This window comes from Oceaniglobus roseus (genome assembly GCF_002869745.1).
Taxonomy (GTDB): domain Bacteria; phylum Pseudomonadota; class Alphaproteobacteria; order Rhodobacterales; family Rhodobacteraceae; genus Oceaniglobus; species Oceaniglobus roseus.
Genome location: NZ_PNOS01000007.1, coordinates 88,530 through 103,471, shown reverse-complemented (window position 1 = coordinate 103,471; position 14,942 = coordinate 88,530). Strand labels below are relative to the sequence as shown.

Sequence of the window (14,942 nt, the reverse complement as noted above, 5' to 3'; positions counted from 1 at the left end):
ATCAGTCCTCGTCGCCCGGCAGGTAGACCGAAGCGTCGACGTTCGGATCGAAATCCTCGTCCTCCATCAACTGCATCGCGTTCTCGGCCTCGTAGACGGCGGGCTCCCAGATCTTGAAGGTCTGCCCGCTGCCCACGATCTTGACGGCACCCTGGAGGTTGAGCTTGTCGCGCAGCCTTGCGGGCAGGACGATCCGCCCGGTTTCGTCCAGGGTCGCGGTGACGGTCTTGGCTGCGTAGAGGATCTCGAGCGCGCGGCGCTGCTTCGAGGCGGGCGGCAACTTGCTGATCTTCTTGTGCACGCGCTCGAAACTGGTCATGGTGAACACTTCGAGGTAGTTCCGTGCCTCGGTCCCGTGGACGATCGCCATGCTTGCATTCTTGCCGGGCTCCCACTTGGGGTCGCCCTCTTCCAGGACGCGACGGAAATCGGCCGGCACCGACATCCTGCCCTTGGTGTCGATCTTGTTGTCGTGTTCGCCGATGAACACTTCCAACACGGCCCGATCATTCCTTCCTGCGTTAAACTTCAGGTTGTCCCTGCGACCCCCTGAAACTGAAAACGGCGAACCGAACTGCTGCCACTGTTCGGTTCGCCGCCCTCAACCCGTTTCCGGGGTTTCCGACTGCGCGCGCCACCTGGGGGGATGTCTGCTCGCCCGCGCGCCGGATCTCAGTTTTTCAAAGAGAGAACTGCCTGTATGAAGCCTGCCATCTGCTTGTTTTTGCTAGTGCTTTCGGGATCGTTCGGTGTCCCTGTCTGCCCTGCTCTTCGATGATTTAGGGATGCCATGGGAATACATGGGAAGCAATGGGAAATTGCCCCATCGGCCATTTCCCGACACTCCGGCCCCTGCCAGTGTCCTCGGGGCAACAGTGGTTAATGCGCGCGATTTCAGCGTATTAGGATGCGCCTATTGATGAAGGCGAGGCATGGGCAACTACATGTTGTGGTTGTCGGCTGCGCAAAAAACTTGCGCTTCGCAGGCGGCGCGGCAGGAACATAACGCCCGAGACAGCGTTATCCCCACTGTTATCCACAGATTCTGCCAGATTGGCGCTTCGAAGCGCGAATCATTTACCTGTGATTTGATTCGAACTCGCGTGATCGGGCCAGGTACATCCGCATCTTTGCGCCGACCTACGCCGTTCGAGGTAGGCGTGTCAGGCGTTCCCACGGTTTCCCAAATCCCGTGTCGCCCCTCGGGGGGTCCGTCCCATGGGATTCCATGGGAACCGCCCCGCACGCTCCTTCAGGCGGCGCCGCGGTCGATCAGCCGCTGCGCGAGGTCGAGGTAGGCCGCGGCTTCCGCCCCGCCCTTCGCGGCCGCGGGCACGCCGGAATCGCCCGCGAGCCGGACATCGAGGCTGAGCGGCAGCTCGCCAAGGAACGGCAGGCCAAGCCGCGCCGCCTCGGCCCGGACGCCGCCGGAGCCGAAGATATGGGATTGCCCCCCACAGTGCGGGCAGACGAAGACCGACATGTTCTCGATCAGGCCCAGCACCGGCGTCCCGAGGGTCGCGAACATGTCGAGCGCCTTCCTCGCATCCAGCAGCGCCACGTCCTGCGGGGTCGAGACCACGATCGCCCCCGTCACCTCGTGGCGCTGGCACAGAGTCAGCTGCACATCGCCCGTCCCCGGCGGCAGGTCCACGATCAGCACGTCGAGGTCGCCCCAGGCCACCTGCCCCAGCATCTGCTGGAGGGCCCCCATCAGCATCGGGCCCCGCCAGACCACCGCCTTGTCCGCCTCCAGCATCAGCCCGATCGACATGACGGTGACGCCGTGGGCGGTCAGGGGAAGGATCGTCTTGCCGTCGGGCGAAGCGGGCCTCTCAGAGACGCCCATCATCCGGGGCTGCGAGGGTCCGTATATGTCGGCGTCAAGCAGGCCGACCCGCCGCCCCGCCTTCGCCAGCGCCACCGCGAGGTTCGAGGCGACGGTGGACTTGCCCACGCCCCCCTTCCCCGAGCCGACGGCCAGGATCCGGTCGACCCCCGGCACGCCCTGGCGCCCCGGCGCCTGCGGGGTGGGATGGCGTCCCACCTTCAGGCTCGGCGGCGCCTTCTCCTCGTGCGCCGTCAGGAGCGCCGAGGCCGAGGTGACGCCGGGCAGCTCGGCCACCAGCCGCTCGGCCGCCTCGCGGATCGCGCCCATGCGCCGCGCCACGTCCGGGCTCGGCGCCTCGATCACGAATCGGACCGCGCCGCCCTCGACGGTCACGGCGCGCACCATGTCCTCGGAGACGAGCGTGCCGCCGCCGGGCAGCTGCAGCCGCGCGAGGGTGTCGAGGATCGTCTGGCGGGTCACGGTCATGGGATGTCCTTCCTTTGATCGGCTCCACAGATGCACCTTCCGACTCGGGCAGCAAGGCCCGCAGGTTTTTCAACTGCCGGGATTAAAGGCATCGGCCGCCGGGAGAGGTTAACGATAGGTCAGCAATACATATGCATTTGCCGCATGGCAGCAATGAGCATTTGGGACGTTGTGCAGGTGCAGCATTTGTCTATCTTCAGGATCAACGAACGGGGCGAACTGACAGCCCGAGAACGAGGTAGCAAAATGGCATACGCAGCATCCGGCAGCCGCGCCGACCGCGCAGAGATCACCGGCCGTCTTTCGGCCACCCTGAAGAATATCGGTGTTCGTTTCGACCAGTACCGAGTGTACCGCCGCACCCATGCCGAGCTTTCCGCGCTCAGCAACCGTGACCTGGCGGATCTCGGCATCAACCGGTCGATGATCACCAGCATTGCGACCGAAGCCGCCTACGGGCGCCGCTGACGTCACGAGATCAGAGGGCCCCACCTCCTCCCGGGGTCATCTGTTTCTGGCGGCGACATTCACCTCCTCCCGGATGTCGCCGCTTTTTTCTCAACCGGGTCCCGGCCTGCGACAGGCTTCGATCCAAGGAACGCGCGAACCTGATCCTCCCATCGGGGACGCGCTGAAGAGAGCGGCGGTGCCTACCTCCTCCCGGGCACCGTCGCCCCCCAGTTTCAGGGTCCCGGCCTGCGACAGGCCTCGATCCAAGGAACGCGCGAACCTGATCCTCCCATCGGGGACGTGCTGAAGAGAGCGGCGGTGCCTACCTCCTCCCGTGCACCGTCGCCCCCCAGTTTCAGGGTCCCGGCCTGCGACAGGCCCCGACCCGAGAGATGCGCGAACCTGATCCTCCCATCGGGAACGCGCTGAAGAGAGCGGCGGTGCCTACCTCCTCCCGGGCACCGTCGCCCCCAATTTCAGGGTTCCGGCCGAAAGGCCCCGACCCGAGAGATGCGCGGTCCTGATCCTCCCATCGGGGACGTGCTGAAGAGAGCGGCGGTGCCTACCTCCTCCCGGGCACCGTCGCCCCCCGGTTTCAGGGTCCCGGCCTTCGACAGGCCCCGACCCGAGAGACATGCGGAACCGATCCTCCCATCGGGGACGCATGCGCAGAGCGGCGGTGTCCACCTCCTCCCGGGCACCGCCGACCCTGCCAAGGATACGGAGCAGGCGCCGATGCGCCCTCCAGGAACCGCGGGCCTCTCCTCCCAATCGGCCCGTGGGACACGCACCGGCAGTCACCTCCTCCCGGCTGCCGGTGCACCCCTTTCCCGATATCGCTGACCGCAACGCGCAGGTGGGGCGCCGCCCTCAGAACGGCACGTCGCCCGCGCTGTCGGCGTCGACGACGAACTTGGCGACAACCTTCTTCGCGCCCGCCTTGTCGAACTCGATATCCAGCTTGTCGCCCTCGATGCCCATCACCGTGCCGTAGCCGAACTTGGTGTGGAATACCCGGTCGCCGGCGCCGTAGGCGGCCACGGCATCGAGGTCGATCACCATGTTGCGCTGTTCGCGCGGCTGGCTCATGGGGCGCGACGCGCTGCGGGCCTGCATCCGCTTCCAGCCCGGCGAGTTGTAGACGTTCGCATCGGCCGCCTTCTGGTAGAGGCTCGATTCCGCGCCCATCGAGATCGACGGAGAAGCCTGCGCCGCCATGCCCGCGGCCCCGTATCCGCCGCCGTAAAGGCCCGGCGGAGTCAGCACGTCGACATGGGCGGAAGGCAGTTCGTCGATGAAACGCGACGGCAGGGCCGACTGCCACTGGCCATAGACCCGCCGGTTCGCCGCGAAGCTGATCGTCGCCAGCCGCTCGGCCCGGGTGATGCCGACATAGGCCAGCCGCCGTTCCTCCTCGAGCCCCTTGAGACCAGATTCGTCCATCGAGCGCTGCGAGGGAAACAGCCCGTCTTCCCAACCCGGCAGGAACACGGCCGGAAATTCCAGCCCCTTCGCCGCGTGCAGCGTCATGATCGAGACCTTCGCGCCGCCCGCGTCCGATTCGTTGTCCATGATCAGGGAGACGTGTTCGAGGAAGCCTTGGAGGTTGTCGAACTGCTCCAGCGCCTTCACCAGCTCCTTGAGGTTCTCCAGCCGCCCCGGCGCCTCGGGCGTCTTGTCGTTCTGCCAGTGCGCGACATAGCCCGACTCTTCCAGGATCTGCTCGGCCAGCTCGATGTGGCTGATGCCGGGGCCCTTCGGCGAAACCGTCTCCAGCACCTCGCCATCCCCGGCCCCGCCCGTCGCCGCGGTCTGCCGCGCGGCCATGTCGTGCCAGCGGGCGATGTTGTCGACGAGGTGCCGCAGCTCGCCCGCGCCCTTGCCGCCGATCCCGCCTTCCGAAAGCAGGATCCGCGCGCCGTCCACCAGCGTCGCGCCATTCTCGCGCGCCGCCTTCTGGATGTTCTGCTGGGCCTTGTCGCCAAGGCCCCGCTTCGGCGTGTTCACGATCCGCTCGAAGGCCAGGTCGTCGTCGGGAGAGACCGCCAGCCGGAAATAGGCCATGGCGTCCCGGACCTCGAGCCGTTCATAGAAGCGCGGGCCGCCGATCACGCGGTAGGGCAGCCCGATGGTCAGGAACCGATCCTCGAACGCGCGCATCTGGTGCGAGGCGCGGACGAGAATCGCCATGTCGTCGAGGCTGACCGGGTCGAGTCCGCGGGTGCCCCGTTGCAGCGCCTCGACCTCCTCGCCGATCCAGCGCGCCTCCTCCTCGCCGTCCCAGTGGCCGATCAGGCGCACCTTCTCGCCCTCGGTCAGGTCGGTGAACAGCGTCTTGCCGAGCCGCCCCTTGTTCGAATCGATCACGCCCGAGGCCGCGGCAAGGATGTGCGGAGTCGAGCGATAGTTCTGCTCCAGCCGCACCACGGTGGCGCCGGGGAAGTCCTTCTCGAACCGCAGGATGTTGCCCACCTCGGCCCCGCGCCAGCCATAGATCGACTGGTCGTCGTCGCCGACGCAGCAGATGTTGCGGTGCGACTGCGCGAGCAGCCGGAGCCACATGTACTGCGCGACGTTGGTGTCCTGGTACTCGTCCACCAGGATGAAGCGGAACCAGCGCTGGTACTGCTCCAGCACGTCGGGATGTTCCTGGAAGATCGTCAGGCAGTGCAGCAGCAGGTCGCCGAAATCCACGGCGTTCAGGGTCTTCAGCCGCTGCTGGTAATAATCGTAAAGCTCGGTGCCGCGGTGGTTGAACGCCCCCGCCTCGGCGGCGGGCACCTTTGCGGGCGTCCAGGCGCGGTTCTTCCAGCCGTCGATGATCCCGGCCAGCTGGCGGGCGGGCCAGCGCTTCTCGTCGATGTTCTCGGCCAGGATCAGCTGTTTCATGAGCCGGATCTGGTCGTCGGTGTCGAGGATCGTGAAGTTCGACTTCAGCCCCACCAGTTCGGCATGGCGGCGCAGCAGCTTGACGCAGATCGCGTGGAAGGTGCCGAGCCACGGCATCCCCTCGACCGTCTGGCCCAGAAGCCGGCCCACCCGGTCCTTCATCTCGCGCGCGGCCTTGTTGGTGAAGGTCACCGCGAGGATCTCGTTCGGGCGGGCGCGCCCGGTCATCATCAGGTGGGCGATGCGGGCGGTCAGCGCCTTCGTCTTCCCGGTCCCCGCCCCGGCGAGCATCAGCACCGGACCGTCAAGCGTCTCGACGGCCTGGCGTTGCGCCGGGTTCAGCCCGTCTAGATAGGGTGCCGGGCGGCTGGCCATGGCACGCTGCGACAGCGGCACCGCCGCCTCGAAGGCGTCACTCTCGTCAAAGCTGCTCATGGAGCATATATAGACCCGGCGCCGCCCGAGGGAAAGCGCCGTTCGCCTTCCGTTCCACTCTCCGCAAAGGTGAGTCTGGCGGCTTGCCGTTCCCGCGGCGAAACAATATCGTGTCGCGGCAAGTACTTTGCTGTGTTGCAGCGCCGCTTAACCAAGACTTTTGGTGTTACGCGGCGTTTTTCGTTAACTACTTGTTCATACCAACTCGCCGTTTCATATCTCCACCGGTTCTAATTTTGGTTCAAGTGTATCGCATGGCTCGCCCACAACCGCAGGTAATAAGGCGGCCCGAGGCAGGAAAAGGATCTCTCCAAGATCATGGATGAGATGGAACGTCTTCTGGAAAACAGCGGCTTTGGCAGGCTCGCCGATGCGGGCTACCACCTTGCCTTGCGGGTCGGATTCGCGTTTCCCGAATTCGAGCGCAACACCCTGCCCCGCGCCTGGGTCGACCGGTATACCCGGCAGGGACTCATGCTGTTCGATCCGGTCATCCGCTGGATATACGACAATACCGGCACGACCCGGTGGAGCGAGATCGATGTCGAGGACGAACGTGGCGTGCTGGCCGCCGCCTCCGAGTACGATCTGCGATTCGGCGCCGCCGTCAGCATCATGGACGAACAGGAGGTCGGGCTGCGCTCCTTCGGTTCGTTCGCGAGGGCAGATCGCGACTTCACCGATTCCGAGCTGGCCCTGCTGGCGGAAGCCGTCGCGAACATGCACGGTGCGCTTCAGCCCACCCGGGTCCTCACCAACGCCGAGATCGAGGCGCTGCACCTGTTGTCGGCGGGCCTCATGCTCAAGGAAGTGGCACATCGCCTCGGAATCAGCGAAAGCGCCGTAAAACTGCGGATCTCAAACGCGCGCGTGAAGATGAATGCGCGCACGACGATGCAGGCCGTCAGCATTGCGAAACAGTACGGCTGGATTTGATAGAAATCGGACACGTAAGTGTCATATGTTCACCCTTAGCGTGAACGCCAACTCGCCAATCCCGCGAGTTTTCTATCTGTGTCCTGCAAAAAATGGTACTGACAATGACAAGCAAAATCGTCGGAGTAACGTTCGGCTTTCCCGATCTTCACGAGCATGGCTCGGCCTTCTACCAGTTCCTCGGCCTGCGGAAGCGGTTCTTCGTCGACACGTTGAACTGGCAGATTCCCCACAACGACGCGGTCGAGATGGATCAATACGACAATCCGACCGCCGAATATTCTCTGGCGCTGCGCGACGGCGAGGTGGTCGGGGGTGCGCGAATCATGCGCTTCGCCGACCGTTGGGGAATCCACGGCTGCATGTTGCAGGACGCCGCCGAGGGGCGCATCCCCGGCATCCCCGAGGATCTCCTGCCCCGCGACCGCAGCTTTGCCCATGCATCGGAGTGTACGCGGCTTGTCCTTTCGGATAAACTCACGTCCACGAGCGAGCGGCAGCAAGCGCTCAGCCTGGTCGTCGCCGGACTTGTCAGCCTGGCCATCGCCCAGGGAACCAGGGAACTGGTGACATTGACCGTCCCCGGGTTCCGTCGTTCGCTGCGGAAGCTGGGATATGGCGTGGATCAACTGGGCGAAAAATACCAGAACGACATGGATGGACGGTCCTATGCGATTCTGCGCATGCCCGCCCGCCACGCCGCCGTCGCTTCGGACAAGCCGCAGATGCTGCCTGCCAACGAGGGATTCGTGCCCCGCAAAGCAAACATTTGACACTTTATTGTACGGAAGCAACCCGAATGCAGTCACACTATTAACGCCTTCGAGGATCTAGCTTGCGGGGAGCAAGGGACACCGAAGCGATGCAAGACGTCATTGAGCACACGACCGCGCGATATTTCGAACCGGACTTCATGGTCCTGCTCGTACCTGTCGCGAATCTGAACCGGCCGGTCCGCGAGATCGCCCCGGTGAAGTTGCGCTGATCTCCTGGAACCGGCCTCCGGCCCGAACTATTTCGGGCGGAGGCCGGTTCAGGGCCTTCCGCGATGTGGTCAGCGGGGTCCGAGGGTGCTAAACTCCCCGGGACACGAAGGAATATCGGGTTCCGTCAAGTACCGGGGGAGGTGTGGCTCTTTATGAGTCTTATCGACGAACTTCGTCTGTTGCTGACGAACCTCAAGACCATGGCGCCACAGGGATTCGCGGCGGCGTTCCACGTCGATTTCGCGACGCCCAAGTACCTTTTCCAGACCTACGACGATGCCTGGATGACCTATTATTCCGCCTCGGGCCTCGTGATGAAGGACCCCGCGGTGCGCTGGGGGTTCTCCCATGACGGCATCGCGCCCTGGGCCGATCTCGTGGCGATGGACAGCCACAAGGTTTTCGAGAAGGCCGCGGAATACGGGCTGCATCACTGGTGCGTGGTCGCGACGAGCGAGCGCGGCTCGAAAAGCATCGGCGCCTTCTCCCGTGGCGACGCCCCCTTCTCGGACGAGGAGCGCGAGGCGGTCTTCGCCGACTTCCAGCGCCTGCACCTGCTGACGCTCCAGGGCCCCGAGAGCGATCCGGGTTTCGGCAAGATGCTGCACGACCTGTCGATCCAGCACACGCATCGCGATACCGAATAGCCCGGCACCGGAGCCGACCGGACGCGCGGTCGGCGCATGCGTGCAACCCTGGGGTTCGCCCCCTCCCCCGATCCGGACCGACTTTCCATGGACCTCGACCAGACCCATCCCGCCCTCGACGACCTGCGCCGCCGTGCCCGCCGCCGGCTGCCGACCTTCGTCTGGGAATACCTCGACAGCGGCACCGGATCGGACACCGCCGCGCCGCGCAGCGCCGCCGCGCTGGACCGTATCGTGCTGACGCCACGCGCCTTGCACGGCGCTCCGAAGCCGGACCTGTCGGTGCCGCTGATGGGGCGGACCTATCCCCTGCCCTTCGGCTTCGCGCCCGTGGGCATGTCGGGCCTCGTCTGGCCCGACGCCGAGGGCATCCTCGCGCGCCTCGCCGTGCAGGAGGGCATCCCCTACGGCCTCTCGACCGTCGCCGCCCAGACGCCCGAGGACCTGGCGCCCTACGTCGGAGACCAGGGCTGGTTCCAGCTCTACGCCCCGCGCCAGCCCGAGATCCGCACCGACATGCTGAAGCGGGCGAAGGACGCGGGCTTCCACACGCTGATCCTGACCGCCGACGTGCCGGTGGCGAGCCGCCGCGAAAGACTGCAGCGCGCGGGCGTCACCAATCCGATGAAGCTGACGCCGCGGATCCTGGCGCAGGTCGCGCTCTGCCCGGAATGGGCCGTCGGGATGGCGCGGCAGGGGATGCCCTCGCTCAAGTTCCTGGAGAAGTACGGCGACACGAAGACCTCGCGCAGCGGGACCGAGCACATCGGCTACCAGCTGCGCACCGCCCCCGACTGGGCCTATCTCGACGCCGTGAAGGCCGAGTGGGACGGCCCGGTGGTGGTGAAGGGCGTGCTGTCGCCCGAGGACGCGGGCCGCATCGCGCAAGTGGCGGACGCGGTCTGGGTCTCGAACCACGGCGGCCGCCAGTTCGATGCCGCCCCCGCCCCGGCCGACGTGCTGCCCGCAATCCGCGACGCGGTCGGCCCCGACTATCCACTGATCGCCGACGGCGCCGTGCGCTCGGGCACCGATATCCTGCGCCTGCTGGTGCGGGGGGCGGATTTCGTGATGCTCGGTCGCGCGCCGCACTGGGGCCTCGGCGCGTTCGGCGCCCGCGGGGCCGCCCACGTGGTGCACGTCCTGCGCGCGGGGCTCCTCGCGGACATGGGGCAGCTCGGCTGGCGCGACCTCGTCAAGGATCCGCGATCGGCGACGTTGCCGTCGCCCCTCGACCGATAAGCGTTCCTTAACAACTTCCGGGCCATCATCCGGAACAGCCGACACTGCCGGAAAATGCCCATGTTCGTGAACGAAGACGTCGAAGAACTGCACGGCCTGCTCAACATGTTCCAGGTGCCGATGTTCGCCGCGGAACGTCCGCCGGGCGGTGATTTCCGTCTGCTCACGGTCAATCGCACCTATCAGAACCTCACCGGGCTGGCCCACGATGCGATCCACGGCCGGACCGTCGCCGACCTTCTGCCGCCGGAGGAGGTGGCGCTGGTCGAACAGCGCTACAGCGCCTGCAGCGACAGCGGGGCGCCCCTCAGCTATCGCGAGCGTCTGACGATCCTCGGGCGCACCAGCGACTGGAACACCACGCTGCTTCCCGTGGTCACGCCGTCGGGCATGCAGCGCATCATCGGCACCGCGGTCGTCGCCCGGATGGAGGATCGTCCCGACGGCTCGCGCCGGGTGTTCGACGACATCCTCTACTTCTCGACCCAGTCGCAGTTCCACCTGTCCAACGTCTCGACCCATCTCGACCGGATCGCGGAGGATGCGGAACACGGCTTCCGCGCCGTCGACCTCAAGGTGCTGTCGGGCCTCTGCCGCGCCGTCGACCGCGCGCTCGAGGATATCCGCAGCCTCGCCGAACCCCGCCGCGATCCTGGCCAGGCGACCCGCACGCTGATTGCCGACGGATTGCACGCCAACGGCGCGACGGCGACCGCACCCCAGAGCCTGCGCAACCTGTCGAGCCTTCTGGGCCGCGGGCACTGACACCAGGCCGGCGCCCGCTTCGACGCGGCTCCGGTCCCCGGCCACGGCGTTCCGGGCCGACCAAGCCGAAAGTCGCGCCAGATTTCCCTTCCCCCGTGGAAACGCCGGGTTATGCTGCACCTGCACACCAAGGGTAAGCACACATGGCCGAGTTCAAGAAGATCCTCATCGCCAACCGCGGCGAAATCGCCATCCGTGTCATGCGGGCGGCCAACGAGCTGGGGAAGAAGACGGTCGCCGTCTTCGCCGAAGAGGACAAGCTCTGCCTGCACCGCTTCAAGGCCGACGAGGCCTATCGCATCGGCGAGGGCCTGGGGCCTGTCGCCGCCTACCTCTCCATCGACGAGATGATCCGCGTCGCCAAGATGTCCGGCGCCGACGCGATCCACCCCGGCTATGGCCTGCTGTCCGAGAACCCCGAGTTCGTCGATGCCTGCACCCGGAACGGCATCGTCTTCATCGGCCCCAAGGCCGAGACCATGCGCCAGCTCGGCGACAAGGCCAGCGCGCGCCGCGTCGCGATCGAGGCCGGGGTGCCCGTGATCCCCGCGACCGAGGTGCTGGGCGACGACATGAAGAAGATCGCGGAGCAGGCCGAGGAGATCGGTTATCCCCTGATGCTGAAGGCCTCCTGGGGCGGCGGCGGACGGGGGATGCGGCCGATCAACAGCGCGAAGGAGCTGGAGGAGAAGGTGCGCGAGGGCCGCCGCGAGGCGGAGGCCGCCTTCGGCAACGGCGAGGGCTATCTCGAGAAGATGATCCTGCGCGCCCGCCACGTCGAGGTACAGATCCTCGGCGACCGGTACGGCGCGATCTACCACCTGTGGGAGCGCGACTGCTCGGTCCAGCGGCGCAACCAGAAGGTGGTCGAGCGCGCGCCCGCCCCCTACCTCTCGGACGCGCAGCGCGAGAAGCTGTGCAATCTCGGCAAGAAGATCGCCGAGCATGTCGGCTACGAATGCGCGGGCACCATCGAGTTCCTGATGGATATGGAGACCGGCGCCTTCTACTTCATCGAGGTGAATCCCCGCGTCCAGGTCGAGCACACCGTGACCGAGGAGGTGACGGGCATCGACATTGTCCGCGCCCAGATCCTGATCGCCGAGGGCAAGTCGCTGGTCGAGGCGACCGGCACCGCCTCGCAATACGACGTGCAGCTTCGCGGCCACGCGATCCAGTGCCGGATCACCACCGAGGATCCGACCAACAACTTCATCCCCGACTACGGCCGCATCACCGCCTACCGCGGCGCGACGGGCATGGGCATCCGGCTGGACGGCGGCACCGCCTATTCCGGCGCCGTCATCACCCGCTACTACGACTCGCTGCTGGAGAAGGTCACCGCCTGGGCCCCGACCCCCGAGGCCGCCATCGCCCGCATGGACCGTGCCCTGCGCGAGTTCCGCATCCGCGGCGTGTCGACGAACATCGCCTTCGTCGAGAACCTGCTGAAGCACCCGACCTTCCTGAACTACGAGTACCACACCAAGTTCATCGACCAGACGCCGGAACTCTTCGATTTCAAGAAGCGGCGCGACCGGGCGACGAAGATCCTGACCTACATCGCCGACATCACCATCAACGGCCACCCCGAGACGGAGGGCCGCCCGAAGCCCCCCGCCGAGGTCAAGACCGCGAAGCCGCCGAAACTCAGGACCGACAACCCGACCCCCGGCACCCGCCAGATCCTCGAGGAGTTCGGCCCAGAGGCCGTGGCCGACTGGATGGCCGAGCAGAAGCAGCTGCTGATCACCGACACCACCATGCGCGACGCGCACCAGTCGCTGCTGGCGACGCGGATGCGCTCGATCGACATGATCGCGGTGGCGCCCGCCTATGCCGCGAACCTGCCGCAGCTCTTCTCGGTGGAATGCTGGGGCGGCGCGACCTTCGACGTCGCCTACCGCTTCCTCCAGGAATGTCCCTGGCAGCGGCTGCGCGACATCCGCAAGGCCATGCCGAACCTGATGACGCAGATGCTGCTGCGCGCCTCCAACGGCGTCGGCTATACCAATTACCCCGACAACGTCGTGCAAAGCTTCATCGCCCGCGCCGCGCTGTCCGGTGTCGACGTGTTCCGCGTCTTCGACTCGCTCAACTGGGTCGAGAACATGCGCGTGGCCATGGACGCGGTGATCGCCGCGAACAAGGTCTGCGAGGGGACGATCTGCTACACCGGCGACCTGCTGAACCCCGACCGCGCGAAGTACGACCTGAAATACTACGTCGCCATGGGCAAGGACCTGAAGGCGGCCGGTGCGCATATCCTCGGACTGAAGGACATGGCGGGGCTGCTGAAGCCCGCCTCGGCCACGATCCTGATCAAGGCGCTGAAGGAGGAGGTCGGCCTGCCGATCCACTTCCACACCCACGACACCGCCGGCATCGCCTGCGCCACCATCCTCGCCGCCGCCGATGCGGGGGTGGACGCGGTGGACTGCGCGATGGATTCGCTCTCGGGCAACACCAGTCAAGCCACCTTCGGCACCATCGTCGAGGCGCTGGCCCATACCGAGCGCGAGACGGGCATCGACATCTCGGCCGTGCGCGAGATCTCGAACTACTGGGAAGCGGTGCGCGCCCACTACGCCGCGTTCGAGACCGGCCAGCAGGCCCCGGCCTCCGAGGTCTATCTGCACGAGATGCCCGGCGGCCAGTTCACCAACCTCAAGGCCCAGGCGCGGTCCCTGGGGCTGGAGGAGCGGTGGCACGAGGTCGCCCAGACCTATGCCGACGTGAACCAGATGTTCGGCGACATCGTGAAGGTCACGCCGTCCTCCAAGGTGGTGGGCGACATGGCGCTGATGATGGTCTCCCAGGGGCTGACCCGCGCGCAGGTCGAGGATCCGAAGGTCGAGGTCAGCTTCCCCGACTCGGTCATCGACATGATGCGCGGCAACCTCGGCCAGCCCCCGGGCGGCTGGCCCGGGGGCATCCTGAAGAAGATCCTGAAGGACGAGAAGCCGAACACCGACCGCCCCGGCAAGCACCTGAAACCCGTGGATATCGAGGCCGCGCGCAAGGAGGTCGCCGACAGCATCGGCGAGGATGTCGAGGTCGACGACGAGGATCTGAACGGCTACCTGATGTATCCCAAGGTGTTCCTCGACTACCGCCGCCGCAACCTCGACTACGGCCCGGTGCGCACCCTGCCCACCCACACCTTCTTCTACGGCATGGAGCCCGGTGAGCAGATCACGGCCGAGATCGACCCCGGCAAGACCCTGGAGATCCGCTGCCAGGCCATCGGCGAGACCAACGACGAGGGCGAGGCGAAGGTCTTCTTCGAGCTGAACGGCCAGCCCCGCCTGATCCGCGTGCCGAACCGCAAGGTCACCGGCACCGCGGCGAAGCGCCCCAAGGCCGAGGCGGGCAACCCCTCGCACATCGGCGCGCCGATGCCCGGCGTCGTGGCGAGCGTCGCGGCCCAGGTCGGCAAGACGGTGAAGGAGGGCGACCTGCTGCTGACCATCGAGGCGATGAAGATGGAGACGGGGATCCACGCCGACAGGAAGGCCAAGGTGAAGGCGGTGCACGTCAGCCCGGGCAACCAGATCGACGCGAAGGATCTGCTGATCGAGTTGGAGTAGCCGCACGTAGATCGGGGATCGGCCGCCGAAGGAGAGCGCCATGTTTGCCGCCACGTCGCCCTATGCCGCCCTCCTTGCCGCCCTGTTCCTGGTCCTGTCGGCGCGGGTCATCTTCGCGCGCCGCAGCGCCAGCGTCTCTCTCGGCGACGGCGGCGATCCCGCCTTGCAGCGCCGGATCCGAGCCCACGGCAACTGCGCCGAATATGCGGTGTTCGGGCTGTTCCTTCTGGCCCTCGCCGAAGCGGGCGGCCTGCCCGGCCCCTGGGTGCACCTGCTGGGCCTGATGCTGCTGCTCGGCCGCCTCAGCCACGCCTATGCGTTGTCGTTCGAGGGCGCGGGACAGGCGTTCCGCGTCGCGGGCATGGGCCTGACCTTCACCCAGATCGGCGTGACCGCCGCCGTCCTGCTGGTCGAGGGCGTGCTCTGACCGGGGCGCCGCGGCCGAGGCGGATTTTTCGCGGCCGGGTCGAAATTTGCCCTTGCAGCCACCCGCGAGTCTGGATATCTCCCCCTCACCCAAGGACGCGGGCGTAGCTCAGGGGTAGAGCATAACCTTGCCAAGGTTAGGGTCGTGAGTTCGAATCTCATCGCCCGCTCCAATGGGAACCACCAAGACAGTGCGAATGTTCAGCCACCTCAACCGGGTGCCATGGACATGCGCGCGTTCTGGTCCGACTGTGAGGCG

General features: G+C 66.3%; 12 protein-coding genes and 1 tRNA gene. 10 read left to right on the top strand and 3 right to left on the bottom strand.

Features of this window, described 5'->3' with window-relative positions; genetic code table 11:
• Position 1: 1 nt before the first annotated feature.
• Both A7B20_RS05635 and A7B20_RS05630 read right to left on the bottom strand, forming a co-directional pair.
• Positions 2 to 499: a division/cell wall cluster transcriptional repressor MraZ gene (locus A7B20_RS05635; protein WP_102107573.1), complete on the bottom strand. Its 498-nt coding sequence runs from the start codon at positions 497 to 499 to the stop codon at positions 2 to 4.
• A 753-nt stretch (positions 500 to 1,252) separates the two neighbouring features.
• Positions 1,253 to 2,317, bottom strand: a complete 1,065-nt coding sequence (locus A7B20_RS05630) for an Mrp/NBP35 family ATP-binding protein (protein ID WP_102107572.1) — start codon at positions 2,315 to 2,317, stop codon at positions 1,253 to 1,255.
• Positions 2,318 to 2,461: 144 nt separating this feature from the next.
• Here A7B20_RS05630 and A7B20_RS05625 point away from each other — a divergent pair, with 144 nt between their 5' ends.
• The gene (locus A7B20_RS05625) at positions 2,462 to 2,785 is read left to right on the top strand and encodes a DUF1127 domain-containing protein (protein ID WP_245866602.1); all 324 of its coding nucleotides are present in this window, start codon (positions 2,462 to 2,464) and stop codon (positions 2,783 to 2,785) included.
• Positions 2,786 to 3,637: 852 nt separating this feature from the next.
• Here the strand turns inward: A7B20_RS05625 and A7B20_RS05620 are convergent.
• Positions 3,638 to 6,091, bottom strand: coding sequence for an ATP-dependent helicase (locus A7B20_RS05620; protein WP_102107570.1), 2,454 nt, complete (start codon positions 6,089 to 6,091; stop codon positions 3,638 to 3,640).
• 318 nt (positions 6,092 to 6,409) lie between these two features.
• On the opposite strand from A7B20_RS05620, the gene A7B20_RS05615 reads away from it, so the two are divergent.
• From A7B20_RS05615 to A7B20_RS05580, 9 genes are all read left to right on the top strand, one after another.
• Positions 6,410 to 7,027 carry a helix-turn-helix transcriptional regulator gene (locus A7B20_RS05615; RefSeq protein ID WP_245866600.1) on the top strand — a complete coding sequence of 206 codons (618 nt, stop codon included), beginning with the start codon at positions 6,410 to 6,412 and terminating at the stop codon, positions 7,025 to 7,027.
• 104 nt (positions 7,028 to 7,131) lie between these two features.
• Positions 7,132 to 7,800, top strand: a complete 669-nt coding sequence (locus tag A7B20_RS05610; RefSeq protein WP_157937611.1) for an acyl-homoserine-lactone synthase — start codon at positions 7,132 to 7,134, stop codon at positions 7,798 to 7,800.
• A gap of 89 nt (positions 7,801 to 7,889) precedes the next feature.
• Positions 7,890 to 8,012 carry a hypothetical protein gene (locus tag A7B20_RS21695; protein ID WP_281260089.1) on the top strand — a complete coding sequence of 41 codons (123 nt, stop codon included), beginning with the start codon at positions 7,890 to 7,892 and terminating at the stop codon, positions 8,010 to 8,012.
• Between the two features lie 153 nt (positions 8,013 to 8,165).
• Complete coding sequence (locus A7B20_RS05605; RefSeq protein ID WP_157937610.1) at positions 8,166 to 8,660, top strand: autoinducer binding domain-containing protein; 495 nt, start codon at positions 8,166 to 8,168, stop codon at positions 8,658 to 8,660.
• Positions 8,661 to 8,747: 87 nt separating this feature from the next.
• On the top strand, positions 8,748 to 9,902 hold the full coding sequence (locus tag A7B20_RS05600) for an alpha-hydroxy acid oxidase (RefSeq protein ID WP_102107567.1): 1,155 nt from the start codon (positions 8,748 to 8,750) through the stop codon (positions 9,900 to 9,902).
• Positions 9,903 to 9,962: 60 nt separating this feature from the next.
• Complete coding sequence (locus A7B20_RS05595; RefSeq protein WP_172960969.1) at positions 9,963 to 10,667, top strand: PAS domain-containing protein; 705 nt, start codon at positions 9,963 to 9,965, stop codon at positions 10,665 to 10,667.
• 143 nt (positions 10,668 to 10,810) lie between these two features.
• Positions 10,811 to 14,257, top strand: a complete 3,447-nt coding sequence (locus A7B20_RS05590; RefSeq protein WP_102107565.1) for a pyruvate carboxylase — start codon at positions 10,811 to 10,813, stop codon at positions 14,255 to 14,257.
• Positions 14,258 to 14,297: 40 nt separating this feature from the next.
• Positions 14,298 to 14,684, top strand: coding sequence for an MAPEG family protein (locus A7B20_RS05585; RefSeq protein WP_102107564.1), 387 nt, complete (start codon positions 14,298 to 14,300; stop codon positions 14,682 to 14,684).
• A 97-nt stretch (positions 14,685 to 14,781) separates the two neighbouring features.
• Positions 14,782 to 14,856 (top strand) — tRNA-Gly (locus A7B20_RS05580).
• Positions 14,857 to 14,942 lie beyond the last annotated feature (86 nt).

Excerpts from the sequence above, each read along its gene's own strand:
- A7B20_RS05630 (WP_102107572.1), bottom strand. The coding sequence starts at position 2,317 with ATGACCGTGACCCGCCAGACGATCCTCGACACCCTCGCGCGGCTGCAG.
- A7B20_RS05590 (WP_102107565.1), top strand. The coding sequence starts at position 10,811 with ATGGCCGAGTTCAAGAAGATCCTCATCGCCAACCGCGGCGAAATCGCC.
- A7B20_RS05610 (WP_157937611.1), top strand. The coding sequence starts at position 7,132 with ATGACAAGCAAAATCGTCGGAGTAACGTTCGGCTTTCCCGATCTTCAC.
- A7B20_RS05620 (WP_102107570.1), bottom strand. The coding sequence starts at position 6,091 with ATGAGCAGCTTTGACGAGAGTGACGCCTTCGAGGCGGCGGTGCCGCTG.
- A7B20_RS05605 (WP_157937610.1), top strand. The coding sequence starts at position 8,166 with ATGAGTCTTATCGACGAACTTCGTCTGTTGCTGACGAACCTCAAGACC.
- A7B20_RS05625 (WP_245866602.1), top strand. The coding sequence starts at position 2,462 with ATGGCAGCAATGAGCATTTGGGACGTTGTGCAGGTGCAGCATTTGTCT.
- A7B20_RS05585 (WP_102107564.1), top strand. The coding sequence starts at position 14,298 with ATGTTTGCCGCCACGTCGCCCTATGCCGCCCTCCTTGCCGCCCTGTTC.
- A7B20_RS05595 (WP_172960969.1), top strand. The coding sequence starts at position 9,963 with ATGTTCGTGAACGAAGACGTCGAAGAACTGCACGGCCTGCTCAACATG.
- A7B20_RS05615 (WP_245866600.1), top strand. The coding sequence starts at position 6,410 with ATGGATGAGATGGAACGTCTTCTGGAAAACAGCGGCTTTGGCAGGCTC.
- A7B20_RS21695 (WP_281260089.1), top strand. The coding sequence starts at position 7,890 with ATGCAAGACGTCATTGAGCACACGACCGCGCGATATTTCGAACCGGAC.
- A7B20_RS05600 (WP_102107567.1), top strand. The coding sequence starts at position 8,748 with ATGGACCTCGACCAGACCCATCCCGCCCTCGACGACCTGCGCCGCCGT.